Source organism: Lutibacter citreus, assembly GCF_003260195.1.
Taxonomy (GTDB): domain Bacteria; phylum Bacteroidota; class Bacteroidia; order Flavobacteriales; family Flavobacteriaceae; genus Lutibacter; species Lutibacter citreus.
Map to the genome: position 1 here is coordinate 109985 of NZ_QEIH01000010.1, position 22675 is coordinate 132659.

The 22675-nt window shown below is 31.3% G+C and carries 13 protein-coding genes; all 13 read left to right on the forward strand.

What is annotated here, in order from left to right:
- Nucleotides 1-76 precede the first annotated feature (76 nt).
- Nucleotides 77-1630, forward strand: a complete 1554-nt coding sequence (locus DAD81_RS18540; protein WP_179950078.1) for a glycoside hydrolase family 27 protein — start codon at nt 77-79, stop codon at nt 1628-1630.
- Between the two features lie 230 nt (nt 1631-1860).
- On the forward strand, nt 1861-3282 hold the full coding sequence (locus tag DAD81_RS18545; protein ID WP_111709806.1) for a glycosyl hydrolase family 28-related protein: 1422 nt from the start codon (nt 1861-1863) through the stop codon (nt 3280-3282).
- 21 nt (nt 3283-3303) lie between these two features.
- A complete protein-coding gene (locus tag DAD81_RS18550) occupies nt 3304-4632 on the forward strand; it encodes a glycoside hydrolase family protein (RefSeq protein ID WP_111709807.1) in 1329 nt (442 codons plus the stop codon).
- Nucleotides 4633-4660: 28 nt separating this feature from the next.
- The gene (locus tag DAD81_RS18555; RefSeq protein WP_111709808.1) at nt 4661-6715 is read left to right on the forward strand and encodes a T9SS type A sorting domain-containing protein; all 2055 of its coding nucleotides are present in this window, start codon (nt 4661-4663) and stop codon (nt 6713-6715) included.
- A 27-nt stretch (nt 6716-6742) separates the two neighbouring features.
- Nucleotides 6743-8335, forward strand: a complete 1593-nt coding sequence (locus tag DAD81_RS18560; protein ID WP_111709809.1) for a sulfatase family protein — start codon at nt 6743-6745, stop codon at nt 8333-8335.
- 69 nt (nt 8336-8404) lie between these two features.
- A complete protein-coding gene (locus DAD81_RS18565; RefSeq protein WP_245949362.1) occupies nt 8405-9889 on the forward strand; it encodes a sulfatase-like hydrolase/transferase in 1485 nt (494 codons plus the stop codon).
- Nucleotide 9890: 1 nt separating this feature from the next.
- Nucleotides 9891-11474 carry a sulfatase-like hydrolase/transferase gene (locus DAD81_RS18570; RefSeq protein ID WP_111709811.1) on the forward strand — a complete coding sequence of 528 codons (1584 nt, stop codon included), beginning with the start codon at nt 9891-9893 and terminating at the stop codon, nt 11472-11474.
- Nucleotides 11475-11771: 297 nt separating this feature from the next.
- Nucleotides 11772-13079, forward strand: coding sequence for a hypothetical protein (locus DAD81_RS18575; RefSeq protein ID WP_111709812.1), 1308 nt, complete (start codon nt 11772-11774; stop codon nt 13077-13079).
- Between the two features lie 774 nt (nt 13080-13853).
- Complete coding sequence (locus DAD81_RS18580; RefSeq protein ID WP_111709813.1) at nt 13854-16871, forward strand: SusC/RagA family TonB-linked outer membrane protein; 3018 nt, start codon at nt 13854-13856, stop codon at nt 16869-16871.
- A 17-nt stretch (nt 16872-16888) separates the two neighbouring features.
- On the forward strand, nt 16889-18406 hold the full coding sequence (locus DAD81_RS18585; protein WP_111709814.1) for a RagB/SusD family nutrient uptake outer membrane protein: 1518 nt from the start codon (nt 16889-16891) through the stop codon (nt 18404-18406).
- A gap of 470 nt (nt 18407-18876) precedes the next feature.
- Complete coding sequence (locus DAD81_RS18590) at nt 18877-19446, forward strand: TetR/AcrR family transcriptional regulator (protein ID WP_157961185.1); 570 nt, start codon at nt 18877-18879, stop codon at nt 19444-19446.
- An 83-nt stretch (nt 19447-19529) separates the two neighbouring features.
- A complete protein-coding gene (locus tag DAD81_RS18595; RefSeq protein ID WP_111709816.1) occupies nt 19530-20615 on the forward strand; it encodes an efflux RND transporter periplasmic adaptor subunit in 1086 nt (361 codons plus the stop codon).
- Between the two features lie 2 nt (nt 20616-20617).
- Nucleotides 20618-22675 carry an efflux RND transporter permease subunit gene (locus DAD81_RS18600; RefSeq protein WP_111709817.1) on the forward strand — a complete coding sequence of 686 codons (2058 nt, stop codon included), beginning with the start codon at nt 20618-20620 and terminating at the stop codon, nt 22673-22675.

Below are 22675 nucleotides of genomic sequence, written 5' to 3' on the forward strand. Positions count from 1 at the left end.
TGTTTGTGAAATGACTTCAAAATACAATAAAAAAAATTAAATAATTATGAGAATTAGTAGTGTCAAAATATGTTTTATGATGGCCGTATTTATAGGCGTTTCATCTTGTTTAAACGACAACAAAATATATGATCCAGTTTGTGAAGATGGCTTCTATATTTTAACTCCAGAAGTTTCAGAAATACCTAGAATTAATGGTCCAGATGTATTTGGTGTTCGTTCAGGTAATCCTTTTATATATGCTGTTCCAGTTAGCGGAATTAAACCGATTAGAATTACTGTTGAAGGACTTCCAGAGGGTTTAAGTATGGATAATAAAGGTATTATTACCGGAACAATAAAGAACAAATCTCACCAAAATTATAAGGTTAAATTTTTGGCAGAAAATGATAAAGGTAAGGATGTTAAGAATTTTGAAATTAAAGTAGGTAATGAAATTTGTTTAACGCCTCCATTAGGTTGGAGTAGCTGGATTGCTACTAAAAAGACGCTTTCACAAGAGAAAGTAATGGACAATGTAAAGAATCTTTTGGACCGTGGTTTAAATAATTATGGATACAGCTATGTAAATATTGATGACTGTTGGCAAGGAGCTGTTCGTGGTGGTGAATACAATGCGATTATGCCAGATTCGGTTAAATTTCCAGACATTAAAAAAATGGTTGATGACATTCATGCATTAGGTCTAAAAGCAGGTATTTATTCAACTCCTTGGGTTACTTCTTATGCAGGATATATTGGAGGAAGCAGTAATAATAAAGAAGGAAAATGGGATCCGTCTATGCGTTTAGCTTTTAAACAAGCAAAAATAGAAGGACGTGCTTCTTTGTTAGGGAAATACAAATTTGATAAAAATGATGCTGCTCAATGGGCTGCTTGGGAATTTGACTACATGAAATACGATTGGAATCCAAATGATTCAACTAGTATCATGAACATGGCCATAGCACTTAAAAACAGTGGTAGAGATATTGTATTTGCTATTTCAAACTCTTGTCCTATTTATGAAGCAATTCGTTGCAAAGATTACGTACAGGTATTCCGAACAGGGGGAGATATTCGAGCTCGATGGGATGGAGATGGAAATCATCTTAATCTGAGAGAAAATTGGGATAATCATAATAAATGGTTGGAGAAAGGTTTTGAAGGTAGTCCCGGACATATTCCTGATCCAGATTTCTTGATGGTAGGTTTACAAAAGTATGGCAGTAAAGAAAGTTTAACAGCTGATCAATTATACCACCATATGTCTTCTTTTGCTTTATGGGGTGGACCACTATTATTAAGTACAGACTTGGGAAGTTTAAGTGATTTTGAGGAAGGTCTGCTTACAAATGTTGAAATATTGGATATTAATCAAGATAAATTGGCTTTACCTGCTAAGTGTGTGTATGCAAAGGATGGTATTGAAGTATTGGTTAAAGAACTAGCAGATGGAGAAAAAGCAATAGGTATTTTTAATTTCAATAAAGATGCTAGCGTTGCTACTTTAGATTGGGAGACTTTAGGCTTAAAAGGAACAAAAATAATGCGAGATGTATGGAGACAACAGGATATAGGGAAATATAAGACCAAGGTAAGTGCTAAAGTGAGACCTTATGGTGTTGTTGTTTTAAGAAGTAAAATGTAGAGAAAACAATAGCCATTTGAATTGGTGATTTTAAATTAATTGGAAATAAGTTATACTGTCAAAAAACAATCTTAGTTAGGACTTACGGAAACATACAAAAGTCCATTAAAGACAGATTTAGTACAATGTGAAACTAATTTAGCGTATTGTTTATAGTTAGAGTTAAATTGTTTAACTCAATTCCTAAAGAACAAAATAAATGAATTAAAATTTCACTAAAAAAAATAAAAATGATTTCAAAAATTTCAAAGTTAATTGGTTTGCCAATGTTTTTTCTGTTCTTTTTAACAGCAAATGCTCAATATGTTGAAACTATGAACCCTAAAGGGATTCAGGTAGATTTAAAAAAGGATTACGGTCTAAAAAATGATAATGCTGCAACCCCACAAGGCTATAAGTTGCAAAAAGCAATTGATGAGATTTCTAGTAGAAAAAATGGAGGTAATATTTATATCCCAAAGGGAATTTATGATATTTCTGAAATTGTATTAAAATCTAATGTTCATTTATTAATTGAGGCAGGAACGATTTTAAAATTAGGTAGGGATTCTCAAATGGGAGCTCAAATACCAAGAGGACCTAAAGGACAGACTAGGGAAATAGTTAATACTAAGGGAGAAGTTATACAAAAAAAAGATATTATAACGGGTGTATTTTTTAAACTAGATTCAGAAAAGGGCGGTACGGATTATATAGAAAATGTAAGCATTAGAGGAATTAATGGAGCGTTTACAGTTGATTATCATAATCTGAAAAGTAGAGATAGACAGCGAGTAATTGTTGCTTCAATGGTGAAAAATTTCCTAATTCAGGATATGATTGTAAAAGATAATTATACTGTTTTTTGTGGAATTACTTTGGCACCTTCAGGAGAAAAAAAGAAAGATGTTAAAGGTTGGGAAGTTTCTCGTGCAACAAATGGAACACTACGTAATATTTCACATTACCAGGCAAGTCCAGGTTATGGGTTAGTACAGTGTCACGGAGCGCAAAATATACATTTTGAAAATTTATATGCTGAAGGTGGTGTATCTCTTAGATTAGAAGTAGGTGCAGATAATAAAAATGTAGGTGTTTACGATTTAACTGCTGAAAATATTATTAATAAAAATGGACGATGTGCCTTAATGATGGGGCCACATTCTGCTAAAAATGGAATTGTAACTATTAAAAACGTAACTTCAATAAGTTCTACTTTCGCTGTAAAAGTTGGAAAAAGCCATGTTAAAAAAAATGCACCAGATCAAACTCCTGGATATTTTCATAATGATTCCTCAATTACCAATGTTCGTGCTATTTATGGTACAAATGCACAAGTAAAAGGTATGGCTATACCAAGTTATCCAAATGCTGAAGCTTATTTTGATTCTTTTAAAATATTTTCTGATTATAAGTTTTTTGAAGGACCTTCAATAGGCGCAGTGGAATATTACCCTACAACTTTTAGTTTAAAAATTAAAAATGTAACAATGGAAGGTTTTCCTTATAATAATGATAAACCAATTATGCATCATGAAGATATTAGAAATATAAATTGGTCAGCTGAAAAGAAAACTTGGGAAGATGCGCACACTAGCAAAGAATTTTTATCAGACAAAGGTGTTCTTGCTAATGATTATAAAGCTGAGGCATATAATTTTAAAAAAAAATAAGAATCTATAAATAGTGAAATTATGATTTCAAAAATAGTTAAAATTTTAAGTTTTTCTGTTTTGTTGTTATTAACTGTAACTTCAGTTAATGCGCAATACAAAGAAGTGATGAACCAAAAAGGGTTTACAAAGTATTTAAATAAAGATTACAATCTAAAAGATGATAACGCGAAGAGTGATCAAAGCGAAAAATTAAATAAAGCTATTGAGGATGTAAGTAATAGAGGAGGCGGTATTATTAAAATTTCAAAAGGAGTTTATAGTTTTTCAGGCATATATTTAAAATCTAATGTACATCTATTAATTGAAGAAGGTACAGTTATTAAACCTACATCAGGCGTTGTTTTTAATTTTTCAGTAGACAAAAAAACAGAAAAAAACGATGCCAAGTCTTTTATAGAGAATGTTAGTGTTCGTGGAAACGGAGGAGCTTTTATTGTAGATTATCATACACTTAAATATAAAGACAGACAACGCGCAATAATTGCTAAAATGGTTAAAAACTTTCTAATTCAGGATATGATTGTGAAAGATAATTATTCTGTTTATTGTGGTATAACTTTAGCCCCTTCTAATGAAAAAGTAAAAGATGTAAAAGATTGGGAAGTATCTCGACCTACAAAAGGAACAATAAAAAATATATCTCATTATAACGCAAGTCCTGGTTATGGTTTAGTGCAGTGTCATGGTGCACAATCGGTTCATTTTGAAAATTTATATGCTGAAGGTGGTGTCTCTTTTAGATTAGAAGTAGGTGCTAATAATAAGAATGTTGGTGTTTATGATTTAACAGCTAAAAATATTATCAATAAAAACGGAAGATGTGCTGTAATGTTAGGACCACATTCAGCAAAAAATGGAATTATTAAAGTTGACGGAGTAGTTTCTATTGGCTCAACATTTGCTGTAACTATTGGTGATGGTGGTGTGAAAAAAGATGCACCAGACCAAACACCTGGTTATTTCCATAAAGATTCTTCAATTGATAATATTCTTGCTATTTACGGAAAATCGGCCCAAGTTAAAGGACCTACATTATTAGAGTTTCCGAAAGTATCGGATTATTTCGAATATTTAAAAGTATTTTCTGATGGGAAGTTTTATGAAGGGCCATCTGTGACAGCTGTACATTATGGGCCAACTACGTATTCAATTAATATAGGAAAGAATATTAAAATGGAAGGATTTCCACATCATAATGATAAGCCAATTATTACACGTGCTGATAAGAGAGAAGAAAATTGGGGTACAGAGAAAAAATTATGGAAGAAAGCTCACCCTGGAGATGAATTCATTTCAGATAAAGGTGTTGTTGTAAAAGATTATGAAGCCAAAGCTTATTCATTTTAGAAGTAACTAATATTCAATACTAATTTCTATGTTTATTAAAACAATTCATTTTCTTAGATTACTTGTATTAATGCTGTTTTTGTTTTTCGAAACGGTAAATGCTCAATACACAGAAACTATAGATTTAAATGGTTTAAAAGTAAATGCAAAGGATGATTTTAATTTAGTTGATGATAATGCCGAAATTCAACAGGCAGATAATGTAAATGCAGCTATTGATTTTGTAGAGGCACAAGGTGGAGGGATTGTTTATATTCCAAAGGGAATTTATTGTTTTAATAATATTCTAATGAAATCTAATGTGCATGTAATAATAGAGTCAGGAACTATTATTAGGCCTAAAATTGATACTGGTATTGTTTTTACATTTTTTCATATTGAATTAAACAGTAAAGGAAGAGAAGTTTTAAGTGATAAATTCATTGAAAATGTTAGTTTAAGAGCTGATGGAGGTACTTTTACGGTTGATTTATATGATCAAAAAATAGGAGATAAGCAACGTGTTATTATCGCTAAAATGGTTAAGAATTTTCTTATTCAGGATATGGTGATTAAAGATAATAATACCACTTATTCAGCCATGACATTTACACCTATTAAAACAAACACAACAGAAGAAGTAGAAGGTTGGGAAGTTACAAGACCAACTAATGGTACTTTGCGAAATATTACACATTATAGAGTGAGTCCAGATTATGCGTTAGTGCAATGTCATGGTGCGCAAAGTATACACTTTGAGGATTTATACGCGAATGGTGGAGTTGCATTGCGGCTAGAGGTTGGAGCAAATAATATAAATGTTGGAGTATATGATATTACGGCTAAAAACATTATTTGTGAAAATGGAAAAGCTACACTTTTAATGGGGCCACATTCTGCAAAAAATGGAGTGGTTACTGTAGATGGAGTAACATCAATAGGTTGTTCAAGAGCTGTGTCTTTTGGTGATGGTCATGTAAAGGAAGACTCACCTATTAGAACATCAGGATATTTTAGTAGTGATTCATCAATTAAAAATATTCATGCAATTAATGGTAATAAAGCCCAATTTAAATGGGGTACAGATGTATTATCATTTACAGAATCTGATTTTGAAAACTTAAAAACGTTAGAAGGAACTAAACATTTTACTGGTGGTCCAACAGTTGGGATAGTTCTTAACCAAGCCAAATCATATACAGTGAATATAGATGAAAGTACAATTACAAGATCTTGTATTTCTAATGAAATTCCAAGTATTCGTCCTCCAAGCGAACTAACAGAGGCCGAAGAAAAAGTCTTATCAAAGCAGGCTGCAGTAAAAAAAGAAGAATGGGTTTTAAATCATACAGGGCCAGAGTGGATTTCAGATATAGGTACACACAATTTAGATTATGAAGTAGAAGCTTATGATTTTAGTAAAGTTATTGAAAAAGAAGAAATTGAAAATGATAATTTTTCAATAAAAGTTGTTGGAGAAACATGTCCTAATCAAAATAATGGTAAAATTGAAATTAAGGCAAAATTAGAGAATGATTACAAGATTTATTTAAATGATATTGAATACAAATTTACAGATGAGATTGTTTTTGAGAATCTAGAAACAGATACTTATGAATTTTGTATTTCAATACCTAACAAGTGTTTTGAAAGATGTTTTAAAGTTGAAGTTGAAAAGGCAGAACCAATTTCAGGAAAAATTGCAGTTAAATCTAACAAAGCTGCCATAAGTGTAAATAAAGGTACACCTCCATATAGTGTATTAATTAATGGGAATTTAGTGTTAAATACATCTTTAAGTAATTTTGAAATTGATGTTAATGCTGGAGATAGGTTGGAGGTTGCATCAAATAAAGAATGTGAAGGTATATTTTCTAAAAATATTGATGTCAACAACAAAATAATTGTATTCCCAAATCCTTCAAGTGAAACTATTTTATTGAGTTTTAACGAGCGTAATAAACCGTATATAATTTATGATTTATTTGGTAAAATCGTAGATAAAGGAGTCTATAAAAACAAAGCAATAAACATAGCTGGTTTGAATCCCGGAGTCTATATTATTCAAGTTAATAATATGAATAATAAGTTTGTTAAAATTTAAGAAGAGTACCTACAATTTTTAATAAAAATGAAAGAAATAAGAGTATTAAAAAATTTAATAGCAATTGTTGTAATATTTTGTGGGTTAAGCTGTAGTAGCAATAAAAAGCCTATTAAAAAGGAAGTTGAAAAACCAAATATTATTTACATTTTAGCTGATGATATGGGGATTGGTGATGTACAAGCATACAATAAGGAAGGGAAAATTCCTACTCCAAACATTGATCGATTAGCGCAGGAGGGAATGATGTTTACTGATGCACACACAAACTCAAGTGTTTGTACACCTACGCGATATGGAATTTTAACGGGACGTTATGCTTGGCGTACTTCTCTTAAAAAAGGAGTTCTTTCAGGCCTAAGTCCACATTTAATTAATATAGAGCGGGAAACAGTGGCCACTTTTTTAAAAAAGCAAGGTTATGCAACAGCATGTATTGGGAAGTGGCATTTAGGAATGGACTGGAAAACTGTTGAGAATCCAAAATATAATAAAAGAGGACGCTTAAATACTACATCAGTAATTCCTAAAGCACCTATAAAATATGGACCTAACAAATTTGGTTTTGATTATTATTATGGGATAGCAGGATCATTAAATATGTCTCCACATGCATTTATTGAAAACGATTTTGCTTTAGGAGAAATTGAAAACTTGAATCCAGAAGGACTACAAAAACGTCATATTATTGATGCACAATCTGGTTGGGTATCTAAGGACTATGTTCAGGAAAAGGTGCTATCTACTTTCGCTAAAAAAACTTGTAAATGGATTGAGGAAAACAAAGATGAACCATTTTTTGTTTATTTTCCACTTCCTTCACCACATTCACCCATAGTTCCTAGTGAAAAGTTTAAAGGGAAAAGTGGTTTAAATCTTCATGGAGACTTTTGTATGGAAACAGATTGGGTTGTTGGAGAAGTACTAAATACATTAGACAAACTAAATCTTTCAGAAAATACAATAGTTATTTACACAGCAGACAACGGAACTTCATCGAAGGCATTGTTTAATGAAATGCAAGCAAAAGGTCATTATTCAAGTTTAATCTATAGAGGGTGTAAAGGATCTCTTTTTGAAGGAGGGCATCGTGTACCATTTTTAGTTCGTTGGCCAGAAAATGTAAAAGCAAATACAAAATATGAGCAAGCAATCTGTACAACAGATTTGTTAGCTACTTTTTCAGAATTATTTGATAAAGAATTACCAAATAATATAGGTGAAGATAGTAAGAGTTTTTTGTCTGCCTTAAAAGGAAAATCGATTAAAGGAAATATAAATCGTGCAATTGTACATCATTCTGGAGATGGAAGTTTTGCCATAAGAAAAGGTAAGTGGAAATTAGTTTTTGCTGAAGATGGAGGAGATCATCGTATCAACCCAAAAGATAAGCCAATTGTAAATAGTTCTTCTAAAATGCTTTTTAACATGCAAAAGGATGCAATTGAATCGATAAATGTTAGTTCCCAGTATCCTAAAGTTGTAGAAGAATTGACAAAGGAATTGGCTGAAATTATCAAAAATGGGCGAAGTACCTTTGGAGCAAATCAGCCAACAAATTTAAAAGACTCAAAATTAAAGTGGCCTCAAATAAAAATATTTCAGAAGTATTTAAATTAATTTTTATAGAAAGTTATGATCAAAAAATATTTGATAGTATTATCCGCTGTACTTGCAGTCTCTTGCAGTATGGGAGAGCATAAGAAAGCAGTAATAATAGAAAAGCCTAATATCATAATCATTTATACAGATGATTTGGGGTATGGAGATGTTGGGTTTAATGGAGCAACGGAAATAAAGACACCTAATCTTGATAAATTAGCGAAGGGTGGAGTTCGTTTTACAAATGGATTTGCTTCCTCTGCAACATGTACACCAAGTAGATATGCTTTGTTGACAGGAGAGTATCCTTGGAGAGAGAAAAATGCTAGAGTACTATCTGGATCTGCACCTTTAATTATTGAAACAGATCAAATGACAATTCCTAAAATGTTAAAAGAAAATGGATATTACACAGGAATTATAGGAAAATGGCATCTAGGTTTAGGTGCTGGAGAAATGAATTGGAATAATAAAATAACTCCAGGACCAAATGAAGTAGGTTTTGATTACTCTTATATAATGGCTGCAACACAAGACAGAGTGCCTACCGTTTATATAAAAAATGGAAATGTTGTTGGTTTGGATCCAAAAGATCCAATAGAGGTTAGAAATAAAGATAATTTTGAAGGGCAAGTTACGGGTCTAGAAAACCCTGAATTAACAACTATGAAATGGCATCATGGACATAATGGGAGTATTGTAAATGGTATTTCTCGTATAGGTTATATGAAAGGTGGTGAAAGTGCGAAATGGAAGGATGTAGACATGGCAGACCATTTTTTAGAAGGTGCTCAAGATTATGTAAAAAAACATAAAAACGAACCTTTCTTTTTATATTATGCAATGCAACAACCACATGTGCCAAGAACACCACATCCTAGGTTTGTAGGGAAATCGGGTTTGGGGCCAAGAGGAGATGTAATCTTAGAAGCAGATTGGTGTATTGGTGAATTTATAAAAACCTTAGAACAAGAGGGTTTATTAGAAAACACATTCATAGTTTTTTCTAGTGATAATGGACCTGTTTTAAATGATGGTTATTACGATGATGCAGAAGAGAAATTAGGGAAACACACTCCTGGAGGTGAATTTAGAGGTGGGAAATATAGCCTTTTTGAAGCAGGAACACATGTGCCGTTTTTTACTTATTGGAAAGGAACAATTGAACCTAAAGTTTCTGATGCAATGGTATGTCAAATAGACTTATTATCTTCGTTGTCAAAATTTGTAGGAAGTGATGTTAAAGTAAAAGATAGTGAAGAATTGTTAGATGTTTTTTTAGGGAAATCTAATAAAGGAAGAGAAAGTTTAGTAATTGAAGCAATTACGAAAACGGCCTATAAAGAAGGGGATTGGGTTATGATTCCTCCTTATAAGGGGCCTGCTATTAAAAGAAATATTGAAATGGGAAGTTCAAAAAATTATCAGTTGTATAACTTAAAAGAAGATGCGAGTCAACAGATTAATTTAGCGGAAATTAATAAAGAAAAACTTCAAGAATTGATTTTTAAATTTAACGCAATAAGAGGAGGAAATAAATCCAAATTTATTTCAAAGAAAAATAATAAATAAGATGAAAATATTCAAATTAATAATTTGCTTAATTTTGTTAACAACAACAGCAATAAAAGCACAGAAAAAGAAAAGTACAAAACCAAACATCATATTAATCTATGCTGATGATATGGGAAGAGGAATGTTAAGTAATTATGGACAGAAATACTTTACAACTCCTAATATTGATAGATTAGCGGATCAAGGAATGCGTTTTAATCATGTATATGGATGCAATTTTTGTGCACCAGCAAGAGCAAGTTTAATAAGTGGTATGCATGATGCTCATTTACAACCTTGGTCTTTTACTCAAGGAGGAGTGTATATGAAACCAGCTAATGAAATAAATGTAGCTGAGCTTTCTAAAAAAATTGATAAAGTATCTATTCCTGCTGGTGAAAATGAGGTTTTTTTAGCAACTGTAGCTAAGAATGAGGGATACGTAACTGCTGAATTTGGAAAATTAGAATGGGGATTTGCCACATCACCTGAGCGAATAAAGAGTCATGATTGGGATTATCACTTTGGATATTATGATCATAGAAGATGTCATGGATTTTATCCTCCATTTTTATTTGAAAACGGAAATTTGATTGAAATACCTGGGAATACCCATGTTGATTGTGGGGTTACATTTTCACGGGAATCACCAGAAAATTATAAAAAGAGATGGGATATGACGGGTAAAGAAAAATACTCGGAATATGTATTTATGGAGAAAGCATTAAAATTTATAGATGAGAATAATCCTAAAATAACGAATAAGCCTTTCTTTATGTATTACTCTAGTCAGTTGCCTCATGGGCCTGTTTCTGTTCCTGAAGTGGATGCTGAATTAAAAAACAATCCTGACTTAACCGAGATAGAAAAAGAATTTGGAACCATGGTGAAAATTTTAGATAATAGTGTTGGGAAGCTATATAATCATCTTGATAAATTAGGCCTTTTAGAAAACACTATTATAATATTTACGGGTGATAATGGACATGAAGTACCTACACTTCAAACAGGAAGAACTGAAGATGGAAAACGTATGTTAAATGGAGGGAAGTTTGATAATGTAAAAACGAAGTTCTATAGTGATATCAACGGAGATGTATTTGATGGGAATAATGGAATGGCAGGTTTAAAAAGAGCTAGCTGGGAAGGTGGAGTTAGGGTGCCGTTGTATTGGTTTTGGAAAGGTAAGATTGCAGCGGGTACAGAAAGTAACCAATTGGTAGCAAATTATGATATTTTAAATACACTTTCAGAATTGATAGGAGGTAAGAACTATCATGAAAAGGACAGTAAATCCTATTCAAAAACATTGTTAGGTAGTAAAAGTGATGAGCGTGATTACACAGTTTTTTCATCAAAAACAGGCCCTGGAATTGTAACTAAAGAAGGATGGAAGCTAAGATATGAAAATAAGAAGAAAGTATTTCAATTGTATTATCTTCCAAAAGATTATAGAGAAGAAAATGTATTGAACGAAAAGTATCCAAATAAAGTAAAAGAATTAAAAGCAATTCTTCTTAAGGAATGTGACGGTGATTTAGATAATGGTGGTTATCCAACATTTTCATTTGCAGTACCTTCTACAAAGGAGAAGAAACATTAACGGAATTACAATAACTGAGAGCAAATTTAAACTCTTGAGAAGTAATTGTGTTTTATTGAACGCAAGATTTTAACAAGTTTAAAATGTTGCGTTTTTTGTTTTCAATAATTAAAAGAAAGTGTTGTTTCTCTTTTAATAAACAAGGATATTGACTCATAGCGACACTTAAATGAATAGTAAAGACAAGTTGTTTTTTTGTTATGAATACTTTTGAAGAGTAGTAATGTAAACCATATCATAAACTCAACTAATAAGTACATTAAATTATTATTTATTTAAAATTAAGGAATTAGAATCATGAAAAGAATAATTAAATACTTAAGTGTATTATTTTTAGTTGTATTATTTTTTAGCTGTTCTAAGAAATTAAACATAACAAAAACTCAAAATGATAAAGTAAAAACTGAATTAGAATCGGTATTATTATCAACAAATAAAGGAGAATTTTACACATTACCTACTTCTTTTAAGAAAACAGTCAATTTTAAAACAGAGTACAATGTAGATAATGATTTTAGTACAGATGATAGTGAAAAACTTCAGAAGGCAATTGATAAACTGTCGGATGCTGGAGGTGGGAAAATAGTGATTCCTGAAGGTAACTATTCTTTTAATGAGGTTTCTTTAAAAAAGGATGTTCATATTGAAATAGATAAGGATGCAGTGCTAAGACCTTTTGCTGCTTTGGGTAAAAAAGCGTTGTTAATGTTTTCATTTACAAGTACAAATAAGAATGTACCATTAAGAAATACAGGTATTTATTGTACAAACGGAAAATTCACAGTGGATTTAAACTATGTTAGACCATTGGGTAGAGGTTTTAGGTTTTGTATTTTTAAAAATGCAGATGGTTTTTTAGTTTCTGACGTTAGTATTTTAGATAATCACACTCAATTTTCAGCATTTGTTTTTAACGGAGAAACAATAAATAATAGAGCTTATGGCCCTAAAAATGGGGTTTTAAAAAATGCAAATACTACAAATTCTGATTATGGATATGGTTTAATTCAAATGCAATTAGGAAAGAATATATTCTATAGTAATATAAGCGGAATTGGTGGTGCAACATTGCGTTTGGAGCCACATAATAAAAATTTGAGAACGTTAGATGCTGTAAATGTTATAGATAATATTGTAGCTAGAAATGTAAGATGCACAGAAGGGAATGCGGCAATAATGTTATCTCCCCATTTTATGGCTAATGGTATAGTTGATCTTAGAGATATTACAAGTGTACGTTGTGGTGCAGCGGTACGAATTGAAGGTGGGTTTATTTCAAAAGATGAAAAAGCATATGGTATTACTAGTATTGGTTCTTTTGATTCTCGTTCAATTATTAGAGATGTAAAAGTTACCTATGCAGAAACTGGAGCGCAGGTGAAACCCAAACATTACCGTTATTTACCATGTAATTTAAAAGGGTTAACTACAAAAAATGTGTTATCTGAATTTCTGCATGGAGATAGTTTTGAAGGACCATCAATAGCTGGTGTAATATACACTTCTAAATATAGTATTGATTTTAATGAAAGTCATGTTACTAAATTTGAAGGGCCTAATAATGGACTTCAAAAAGTTGTAAGAGCTGTTGTTAAATGTAATTAAATTGGGGGGAACCAAGATTCGTTAGTGATTGCCAACAAGAAACAACAGTTGTTGGTGCTGATTTTTAAAAAGAATATGTAATTAATATAAAGAACGGAAGAAGTACTTCAGGAAAGCATCAGAAAACTGATTTTAAATGATCCTAATCTTGAATATGGTGAGAGATTGAAGTTATATAAGGATATTTAAATAAATTGATGCTTATTTTAATGGAGAAGATTAATTTTTTCTTTCGAGGTAGGATTATTTTAAGAGTGAATGATATTTATCCTTCTGATTAATGATTCTATATCAATTATTCCCTACAGATTCTAATTCCTAAAGTCCTAAATATTTTTTCTTCTTGTAATTGTGAACAATAAGTTAGATTGGATATTCATTCTTTTGATATATAGGATTATAATCACTTAAATATTTATTACAGTTTAATAAGCTATTTTGTGTTTCTATTAAATTAAAGAACGAGAAATGATTGATTAAAATAACCTTTAGGTACGCTTAATTAACAGATTATTAGTGTTTTGAATTCTTGAATACATTTAAAGTACTCACAAGAACAAAATTTAAATTTTATTATAATTTTTTATATAGTGATATGCTTAATTGTTATAACGTTGTTCTCTATTAGGCTGTAGATGTATTGTTTACTAGAGTAATAACTGATAAGTTAACCGTTACTTAGCGGTTACTTTACGGTTCTTTACAGTTTTTTGTTTGAAAGAGTTAATCTAAGTTATTTCTTTGAGCTACAATTTTAATAAAACCAAATTTTTTATGAAACAATTATCAAAACTGAAACTAACTTTAGTGCTTATCCTAAGTTCAATTGGGATCCTTGCAGCACAGGAGATTAGTGTTACTGGTAAAGTAATGAGCTCCGAGGGCAATGAATTATTACCAGGTGTAAGTATCACAATTAAAGGTACTTCCAAAGGAGTAACGACCGATTTTGACGGAATTTTCACCATTGAGGCTAATAAAGATGACACTTTATTATTTTCTTATATGGGTTTTAAGGTAAAAGAAATAGTAGTAACTGATCAAAAGAATATCAGTGTATTTTTAGATTCTGATGTAAGTTCATTAGATGAAGTGGTTATTGTAGGGTATGGATCTCAACGTAAATCAGATTTAACGGGTGCTGTTACAAGTGTTGGATCAGCTAAAATTGCTGAACAACCTTCATTAAGAATTGAAGATGCGCTTCAAGGAAAAGTAGGAGGTGTTTCAATTCAGCGTACAAGTGGTTCTCCAGATGGAGCTTTGCGTGTAAGAATTAGAGGTACAAACTCACTGCAAGGTAACAATTCTCCTCTGTATGTGGTTGATGGTGTTCTTGGAGCTGATATGAGCGGTATAAGTGTAAATGATATTCAATCAATTGAGGTGTTAAAAGATGCTTCAGCTACAGCAATTTATGGTTCTCAAGGTTCAAATGGGGTTATTTTAGTAGCAACCAAGAGAGCTAAATCAGGGACTACAGTTTGGTCTTTTAATTCTAACATAGGTTTTGATAGTCTAGTTAATGATATTAGAATACCAACACCTTATGAATATACCCAAATAGCAAATTTAGCTGTTCCCGGATCATTTACTGATACAGAGCAACAAGCTTATTTAGACGACCCTTCGTTGGGTACAAATTGGACTGATGAAATTTTTAGAACAGGTCTTAAACAAGATTACCAATTTTCTGCCCAAGGTGGTTCAGATAATATTAAGTATTATGTTTCTACTACTTATAATGACATAGAAGCCATTGTAGAAAATGATAACTATAAGCGATTTGGATTGCGTTCAAATTTAGATTTTAAATTAAGTGATAAGGCAAAGTTAACCGTAAATGTAAATGCATCTAGAATTGAAAGAGAAAGTAGTGATATAGGTGTTAATGCAGCGTCTTTTTATTCTCCTTTATCTCAAAAATATGATGATGAAGGGAATTATGCATTTGCTCACCATATTGGAAGAGATAATTTAGATAATCCTTTATTTACAATGAATGAAGAGATTACAGATGGAATTACAAACCAAATGGCTGGGTTAGTTAGATTGGATTTAGATCTTGTAGAAAATTTAACCTATAGTTTTACAGGGGCTGCGTCTACATCGAATCGTAATAGTTCTAGATTTTTTAGGTATTTGCCAGGTGATGTGCCAAGTACATCAACAGCTAGAATAATTGACAGGCGTAACTTAAGCTTACAAGCTACTAACCAATTGAACTATAGTAATACTTTTGGAGAAGATCATTCATTAAATATTACAGCTGTTCAAGAGGTTCAATCAGTACAAAATACCCAAACTCAAATTGATGCAACTAATTTTATTTCTACTACATTAGGATATAGAAATTTAAATTTAGCAGAAAGTATTGCTTCAACAAATGAAGCCCAAAATAGAAACTTTCAACTAGCATCGTTTATGGGGAGGGTAAATTATGGGTATAAAAACACATACTTATTTACAGCTTCCATGAGAGCTGATGGTTCCTCTAAGTTTGCAAAGGGTAATAAATGGGCTTATTTTCCATCTGCTGCTTTTGCGTGGAAACTATCTAACGAAGCATTTTTAGAAGATTCTGATAATGTAGACCTATTTAAATTACGTTTAAGTTATGGTAAAGTGGGGAGTCAATCTATTAATCCGTATCAAACATTTTCAACATTAATTGCTCCAACAACAGGTGGGGTTCCTGTTGAAAACGGAACTTTAACAATTCCAATATTACTTGGAGATCCTGCAAGTCCAGATTTAAAATGGGAAACTACAGCACAGTATGACATAGGTGTTGATTTAGAAATGTTTGATGGTTTATTATCTGTTGTTGCAGATTACTATTATAAAAAGACATCTGACTTATTATATTCAAGACCTACGCCACTTTTGGCAGGAAATGTAAATCCGTTTGTAACTGAGAATATTGGTGAAATGGAAAATAGCGGTTTTGAATTTATGGTAAGTTCTGATATTATTCAAAAAGATGATTTTAATTTAAATATTGGCGCAAATTTATCTGTAAACAAAAATAAGCTATTGAGTATAGAGGGCTTAGGTAATTTTATACCTGTTACATCAGAACAATATCAACCTAATAGTTTTGCAGGTGTTATACCATATGTTTTAAGAACAGGAAGGCCATTGGCTGAAATACAAGGATTGATATATGAAGGGCCGTATAGAACGGAAGATCAGGCATTAGCAACTGCTCATGGTAGAGATTTAGGTTCTCCAAGATATAGAGATACGAATGGTGATGGTCTAATAACTGTTGAAGATGCTGTTGTAATAGGTAATGGTACTCCAGATTATACGTTAGGTTTAAATGTAAACGGTAACTACAAAAACTTTGATTTTTCTATGTTTGTTCAAAGTGTACAAGGGTTCGATCTATTAAATCTTGATTCTTATCAAAGAACTAGAGGTTACACTAATATTGATTTGTTAAACGCATGGAGTCCAACAAATGAATCTTCTAATCAGTGGGCATATTCAAGTTCTTCTTTTGATAATCCTGGAAACACACAGTACCTTGAGGATGGTAGTTTTATTAGATTAAAGAATGTTACTTTGGGCTATACGATTCCTAGTGAAACAACTTCAGCGTTTGGTATCGATAGTTTTCGATTTTACATAAACGCACAAAATGTTTTTACAATAACAGATTACACAGGCTATGATCCAGAGGCTAGTGCTACGGGAGATAGAGATCAATCTCAAGGGATTTCTGATGGTGATGATACATATCCAAATGCAAAATCGATAAGTTTAGGGCTTAACGTGAAGTTTTAATTTAAAAGAAGAATAAAATGAAAAAATATATCAAGATTATAGGATTATTTATATTCGCATTGACCTTTAGTGGGTGCGATGAATTTTTAGAAGAAGAACCAGAATCTTTATTGTCTCAAGAATCGTTTTATAAGAATTTTGAAGATTTAAGGATAGGTACAAATGGTATACTTAAAGCTTTATATAATAACCGTGGCCATATGCCTGGAACGCATCGTTCTTTTCAAATGCATCTTGGAGCAGATGATTTAACAACTCAGCCAACTACTAAAACACAATGGACACCTATTGATCAATATAATATAGCACCATCTCAATTATTTTTTGATGTTACTGCATGGCAATTACCTTATCAAGTAATTAAACAAGCTAACAATATTATTGAGATTAAAGATCAAATTCCTGGTAATCAAGATGAGATTAATGAATATGTGGCAATAGCACATTTTTGGAGAGGCTGGGCACATTTTTATGCAAGTCGCTTTTTTGGAGATATTCCAATAATTACTAGTACCGTAGGTGATTTTGAAAATGAAACTAGGGACCCCGTTTTAGATGTTTATAAACAAATAGAAAGTGATTTATTAGAAGCGGCAAAGTATCTGCCTGAAAGCTGGCCTACTGAGGCTAGTCATCCAGATGCCTGGGCTGTAAAAACATTATTAGCAGATTTTTATATTACTTGGGCAGGTTGGCCTATTAAAGATGAATCGAAATATGCTATTGCAGCAAGTTACGCTGAAGACGTTATGTTAAATTCTGGAGCTGAATTACTCGATGATTATGCTGATTTATGGAAATATGATGATATTGGAACTTATGATAGTCATAAAGAAACCATTTTTGAGATGGTATTTGTTACCAATGCTGAAGTTTCAACTAATGGAGCATCAAGACCTGGAGGTAGATCTTTTGTTCAAAAAGAAGAACCTGCAGGATTTGCAGATTTCTTTTGTGAAATAGGTTTCTTTAATAGATTTCCAGAAGGGTACAGAAAAGATGTTACCTTTAAAACGGAGCATAATGGAATTTCGTGGGAAAATTCTACTTTAGGACATCCTTATTATAAAAAACACAGAGGTTCTTATGATTGGAATAATTCAAAAAGCCATGTAGGTGGAGATAATTTTGAGATATATAGATTTGCAGATGTTTTATTGTTGTATGCTGAAGCCAAGGCAATGTCATCTGGACCAGATGCTTCTTCTTACGAAGCGTTGAATAAAGTTAGACGTAGAGCAAATAATGTAGATTGGAGAGTGGCAAATATTACTTATGATTTAAGTCCAAGTACAGGTTTAGGAGCTATAGAGTTTAGAGATGAAGTTCTTGATGAAAAATCTTGGGAATTTGCAGCTGAACAAAGACGTTGGTATGATTTAATTAGAACAGAAAAACTAGAATGGGCAGCTTCTACTAAAGATGCTAATGATATTCCTGTAGTTGGATCTGTTGGAAAGGAAGATTATTTATTCCCTATCCCTGCACAAGAAATTTTATTGGCTCCAGGTTTAAGCCAAAATCAAGGATATTAGATTTAGTATTCTATAAAAATAAAAAAATTTCATTGAGTTTAATGAAATGTTTGGTTAAAAACCCTGGGTAAATTTAAATTATCTAGGGTTTTTTCATGCCATAGAAAGAAGAAATATATTCCATTTCGCTAATACTCTATTTCAAACAACTTTTAAATTCCTTAATAAAAATTTGTAAAAAAAAAGCACTTATTCTCTACCTTTTAGGCTTTTTAATATGTTTTTGTTACATAAAATATAATTACCAAGGGAATTCAAAACAAAACGTTATAGAGAATACGTTTATAAAATCAATCAATTTTCAAACTTAGAATTTAACAAATACAATTATCAAATTATTCATCATTATTTAGCCAAATGTTTAAAATTAGAGTTTATTTCTATAATAAATTCATTTGAAATGTAAAAATAAAATGTACTTTTGCAAAGTAAACCAGAAATATATAAATGGTTTACTTAATGTTTTTTTTATGAAAGTTGGTGATAAACATATTGAAGAAATTGTTTTTGAAAAAACAAAAGACCTATTACTTAAGTACGGAGTTAAAGGGTGGAATATGAACGATCTTTCGGAAGCCTGTAGCATGTCTAAGCGCACCTTATATAAAATAATAGGCACAAAAGAAGATTTATTATCTGAAATCAGTAAAAAAGGTATTTCTGCAAACAACGCTAGAATAGAAAAATATTTAGAAAGCAAACAACCTTTTCAAACACTCTTAAACAATTTAAGTCAACATATTTTAGAAGGTTTTGATGATTTTGCATTAATACATATTAGCGCTATTAGAGTTGAGTATCCACGTATACGTGAAATGATCGATAATATATATATTAAAAACCTTAGAGAACTTTCCGTTAGCTTTTTTGAAAAAGGGATTAACGAAGGTGATATTGTAGATTATGCAGAAGCTACCGTTATAGAAAAAACGTTACATGCATTAATTGAATACCATACTTTAAATTGTAATAATAGAATAGAATTTAAAAAAGATATGGATGAAGTATTAACTCTTTTTTTTAAAGGAATAATGAAGTAAAAAAAATTTATCTTTAAGGTAAACTATATAAACTAATACGGTTTACTTGATACATTTTAAAACAATAAAATAAAACAATAATAATGACTCGAATTTTTAAAAACTGCTTAATAGCACTTTGTCTTATATCTTTAATGATATCTTGTAAGGATGAAACAACAATACACAAAAAAAAAGTAAGACCTGTTAGGATAGAAAAAATATCAAAATCCCAACAACAATTTAACAAAATTAATTTGCCAGCAAGCGTAAACGAATTAAGTGATACCAAACTCTCTTTTAGAGTAGGTGGCCCAATAGTAAAGTTAAACGATGTTGTTGGTAACCAGGTAAAAAAAGGAGAAGTAATAGCACAATTAGATCAACGCGATTTTAAAATTGGTATTGAAGCAACAAAATCCTCATATGAACTAGCAAAGGCAGAATATGAGCGTTATAAAAATCTTATAGAAAAGGAAAGTATATCACAAAGTGCTTTTGATCAAATTGAAACACGTTATAAAATAACAAAAACAAATTATGATGCAGCCTTAAATGCCTTTAAAGACACTGAAATTAAAGCTCCTTTTGCAGGCTATATTCATAACGTATTTGTAAATAATTTTGAGTCAGTTGCACCAGGTCATCCTATTATATCATTACTTGATATGTCTAAATATGAAATTAACGCTTGGATTTCTGTGATTGATGCTTCTAAAATAAATAATGAAACTAAATATACTTGTATTGTAAAACAAGAAGGTAAAGAATTCCGTATAGCTGGTAAATTAAAAGAAATTGGAAACAAAACTAGTATTACTAAGCAATCACTTCCAATAACTATTATAATAGATTCTCCAAAAGACATTAAACTTCGAGCAGGAACAACTACTCATCTTGAATTAAGTACTAATAATTCACAAATAGCATCTTACATTCAAGTTCCACCATCTTCTATATTTACAAAAAACAACATTACTTATGTTTGGGTTTTTAATGAAAAAACAAATACTGTTTCATCTAAAGAAGTATCAACAGGTAAAATATTTGGAAATGGAAATTTAGAAATTACTAAAGGATTAAAAGGTAAAGAAAACATTGTAACTGCTGGAGTAAACTACTTGTTTGAAAATCAGGAAGTGAAAAAAATGGAGGAGTATTCAAAATCAAACATAGGAAATAAGTTATAAAAATGGGATCAATTACAGAATATGCTTTTAAGAATAAAGTTGTTATATACTTTTTTCTGCTCTTAATAGCGTTTGGAGGTGTTATTTCTTATGTGAATATGGGGAAATTAGAAGACGCAAAATTCACACTTAAAGTTGCTTTAGTAATAACACCATACCCCGGAGCATCACCACATGAGGTAGAACAAGAAGTTACAGAGGTTATAGAACGTGCTGTGAATGAAATGGAATATGTTGATTATATATCCACAAGTTCTTATGCAGGTTTATCTATTGTAGAAATAAACATTAATGATCGCTATAAATCAGAAGAGATGTCTCAAATATGGGATGTTTTACGAAATAAAATATCCGATGCTTCTGGAGAATTACCAGAAGGTGCAATTGCCCCTCAAGTAATTGACGATTTTGGAGATGTATTTGGTACTTTCTATGCTATAACCGGTGAAGGATTTTCTTATGAAGAACTGAAAGAATATTCAGAATACATGAAAAAAGAACTTCTTACTGTTGATATGGTAGGGAAAATTAAACTTTTTGGAAATCAACCAGAATGCGTAGATATCATAGTAAATGATGCGAAATTATCAGAGCTAGGTGTTAATCCTGGGCTTATTATTCAAGCACTGCAAACACAAACCAATATAGCGCCTAGTGGAAATATTGAATTAGTAGATAGATATGTACGTGTTAGTGGAAATTCTCCATATGGAAATATAGATGATATAAGCAACACTATTATACAGGTTGGGCCTGAACAATTTTATTTAAAAGATTTTGCCGAAATAAAAAAATCGTATGTTGAACCTGCTCAAGAAACAATGAATTTTAATGGAAGTGAAGCAAAAGGCCTTGGGATTTCTGCAGCAAAAGGAGCTAATGTAATTATTTTAAATGAAAATTTAAATAAAAAAATAGCACAAATAGAAGCTAATTTACCAGTGGGCGTAAAATTAAACCCAATTTACAATGAAGCAAAAGAAGTTGAAGCGGCAACAAATACATTTGTTATAAATCTTATTGAATCAGTAGGTATTGTATTTGTAATATTGTTGTTATTTATGGGAATAAGATCAGGACTATTAATTGCCAGCGGTTTAATATTCTCTATTTTAGGAACTATTGTTGTTATGTATGCTTTTGACATTAGTTTGCATAGAAGTTCTCTTGCTGCTATTATTATTGCTATGGGAATGTTGGTTGATAATGCTATTGTGGTAACCGATGGAGCACTGGTTGATATTCAGAGGGGATTAAACCCTAAGAAAGCTATTTTAAATGTTTCCAGATTAACAGCTATGCCATTACTTGGCGCTACTATAATTGCAATATTAGCATTCTTACCTGTATTTTTATCACCTAGTACAGCTGGGGAAATAAATAGAGATTTATTTTTAGTATTGGCTATTTCATTAAGCTTAAGTTGGATTTTCGCAATGACACAGTCGGCTATAACTAATGAACGTTTTTTAAAAGCACCAAAAGTTATAAAAGAAGATCCGTATGATACTAAAATGTATATCTTATTCAAAAATGGTTTAACCAAAATCATAAAACATAAATGGATTTCAACCGCTATTTTATTTATGTTGTTGATTTTTGGTTTTGGTCTTTTTGGAAATGTAAAACAAGCATTTTTTACACCATTAGAAAAATCTTATTTAGTAGTTGATTACTGGTTGCCAGAAGGAAGTTCACTTAATAAAGTAGATAAAGATTTAACAATTGCAGAGTCTTATTTATCAGAAAACGTTAGTGAAATTGTAAATATTACAACAAGTTTAAGTCAAACGCCACCACGTTATATGCTTATGGCTATAACCCAAAGTTACAACAGTAGTTTTGGACAATTAATGATTGAAACACATGATTCAGATGAAGCAGTAAGTGTGAGACCTGAAATTAGTAAATACTTTGCCGAAAACTTCCCAGAAGCAAGAGTACAAATTAGTGGTTATATTGCCGGACCTCCAATTCCTTATAAAGTAGAAGCACGATTTATGGGCCCAGATCCTGCAGTTCTTCGTCAACTTTCAGAAAAAGCAAAGAATGTTATGTGA

Coding starts and splice junctions, on each gene's coding strand:
- DAD81_RS18540 (WP_179950078.1), top strand. CDS start 77: ATGATGGCCGTATTTATAGGCGTTTCATCTTGTTTAAACGACAACAAA.
- DAD81_RS18545 (WP_111709806.1), top strand. CDS start 1,861: ATGATTTCAAAAATTTCAAAGTTAATTGGTTTGCCAATGTTTTTTCTG.
- DAD81_RS18550 (WP_111709807.1), top strand. CDS start 3,304: ATGATTTCAAAAATAGTTAAAATTTTAAGTTTTTCTGTTTTGTTGTTA.
- DAD81_RS18555 (WP_111709808.1), top strand. CDS start 4,661: ATGTTTATTAAAACAATTCATTTTCTTAGATTACTTGTATTAATGCTG.
- DAD81_RS18560 (WP_111709809.1), top strand. CDS start 6,743: ATGAAAGAAATAAGAGTATTAAAAAATTTAATAGCAATTGTTGTAATA.
- DAD81_RS18565 (WP_245949362.1), top strand. CDS start 8,405: ATGGGAGAGCATAAGAAAGCAGTAATAATAGAAAAGCCTAATATCATA.
- DAD81_RS18570 (WP_111709811.1), top strand. CDS start 9,891: ATGAAAATATTCAAATTAATAATTTGCTTAATTTTGTTAACAACAACA.
- DAD81_RS18575 (WP_111709812.1), top strand. CDS start 11,772: ATGAAAAGAATAATTAAATACTTAAGTGTATTATTTTTAGTTGTATTA.
- DAD81_RS18580 (WP_111709813.1), top strand. CDS start 13,854: ATGAAACAATTATCAAAACTGAAACTAACTTTAGTGCTTATCCTAAGT.
- DAD81_RS18585 (WP_111709814.1), top strand. CDS start 16,889: ATGAAAAAATATATCAAGATTATAGGATTATTTATATTCGCATTGACC.
- DAD81_RS18590 (WP_157961185.1), top strand. CDS start 18,877: ATGAAAGTTGGTGATAAACATATTGAAGAAATTGTTTTTGAAAAAACA.
- DAD81_RS18595 (WP_111709816.1), top strand. CDS start 19,530: ATGACTCGAATTTTTAAAAACTGCTTAATAGCACTTTGTCTTATATCT.
- DAD81_RS18600 (WP_111709817.1), top strand. CDS start 20,618: ATGGGATCAATTACAGAATATGCTTTTAAGAATAAAGTTGTTATATAC.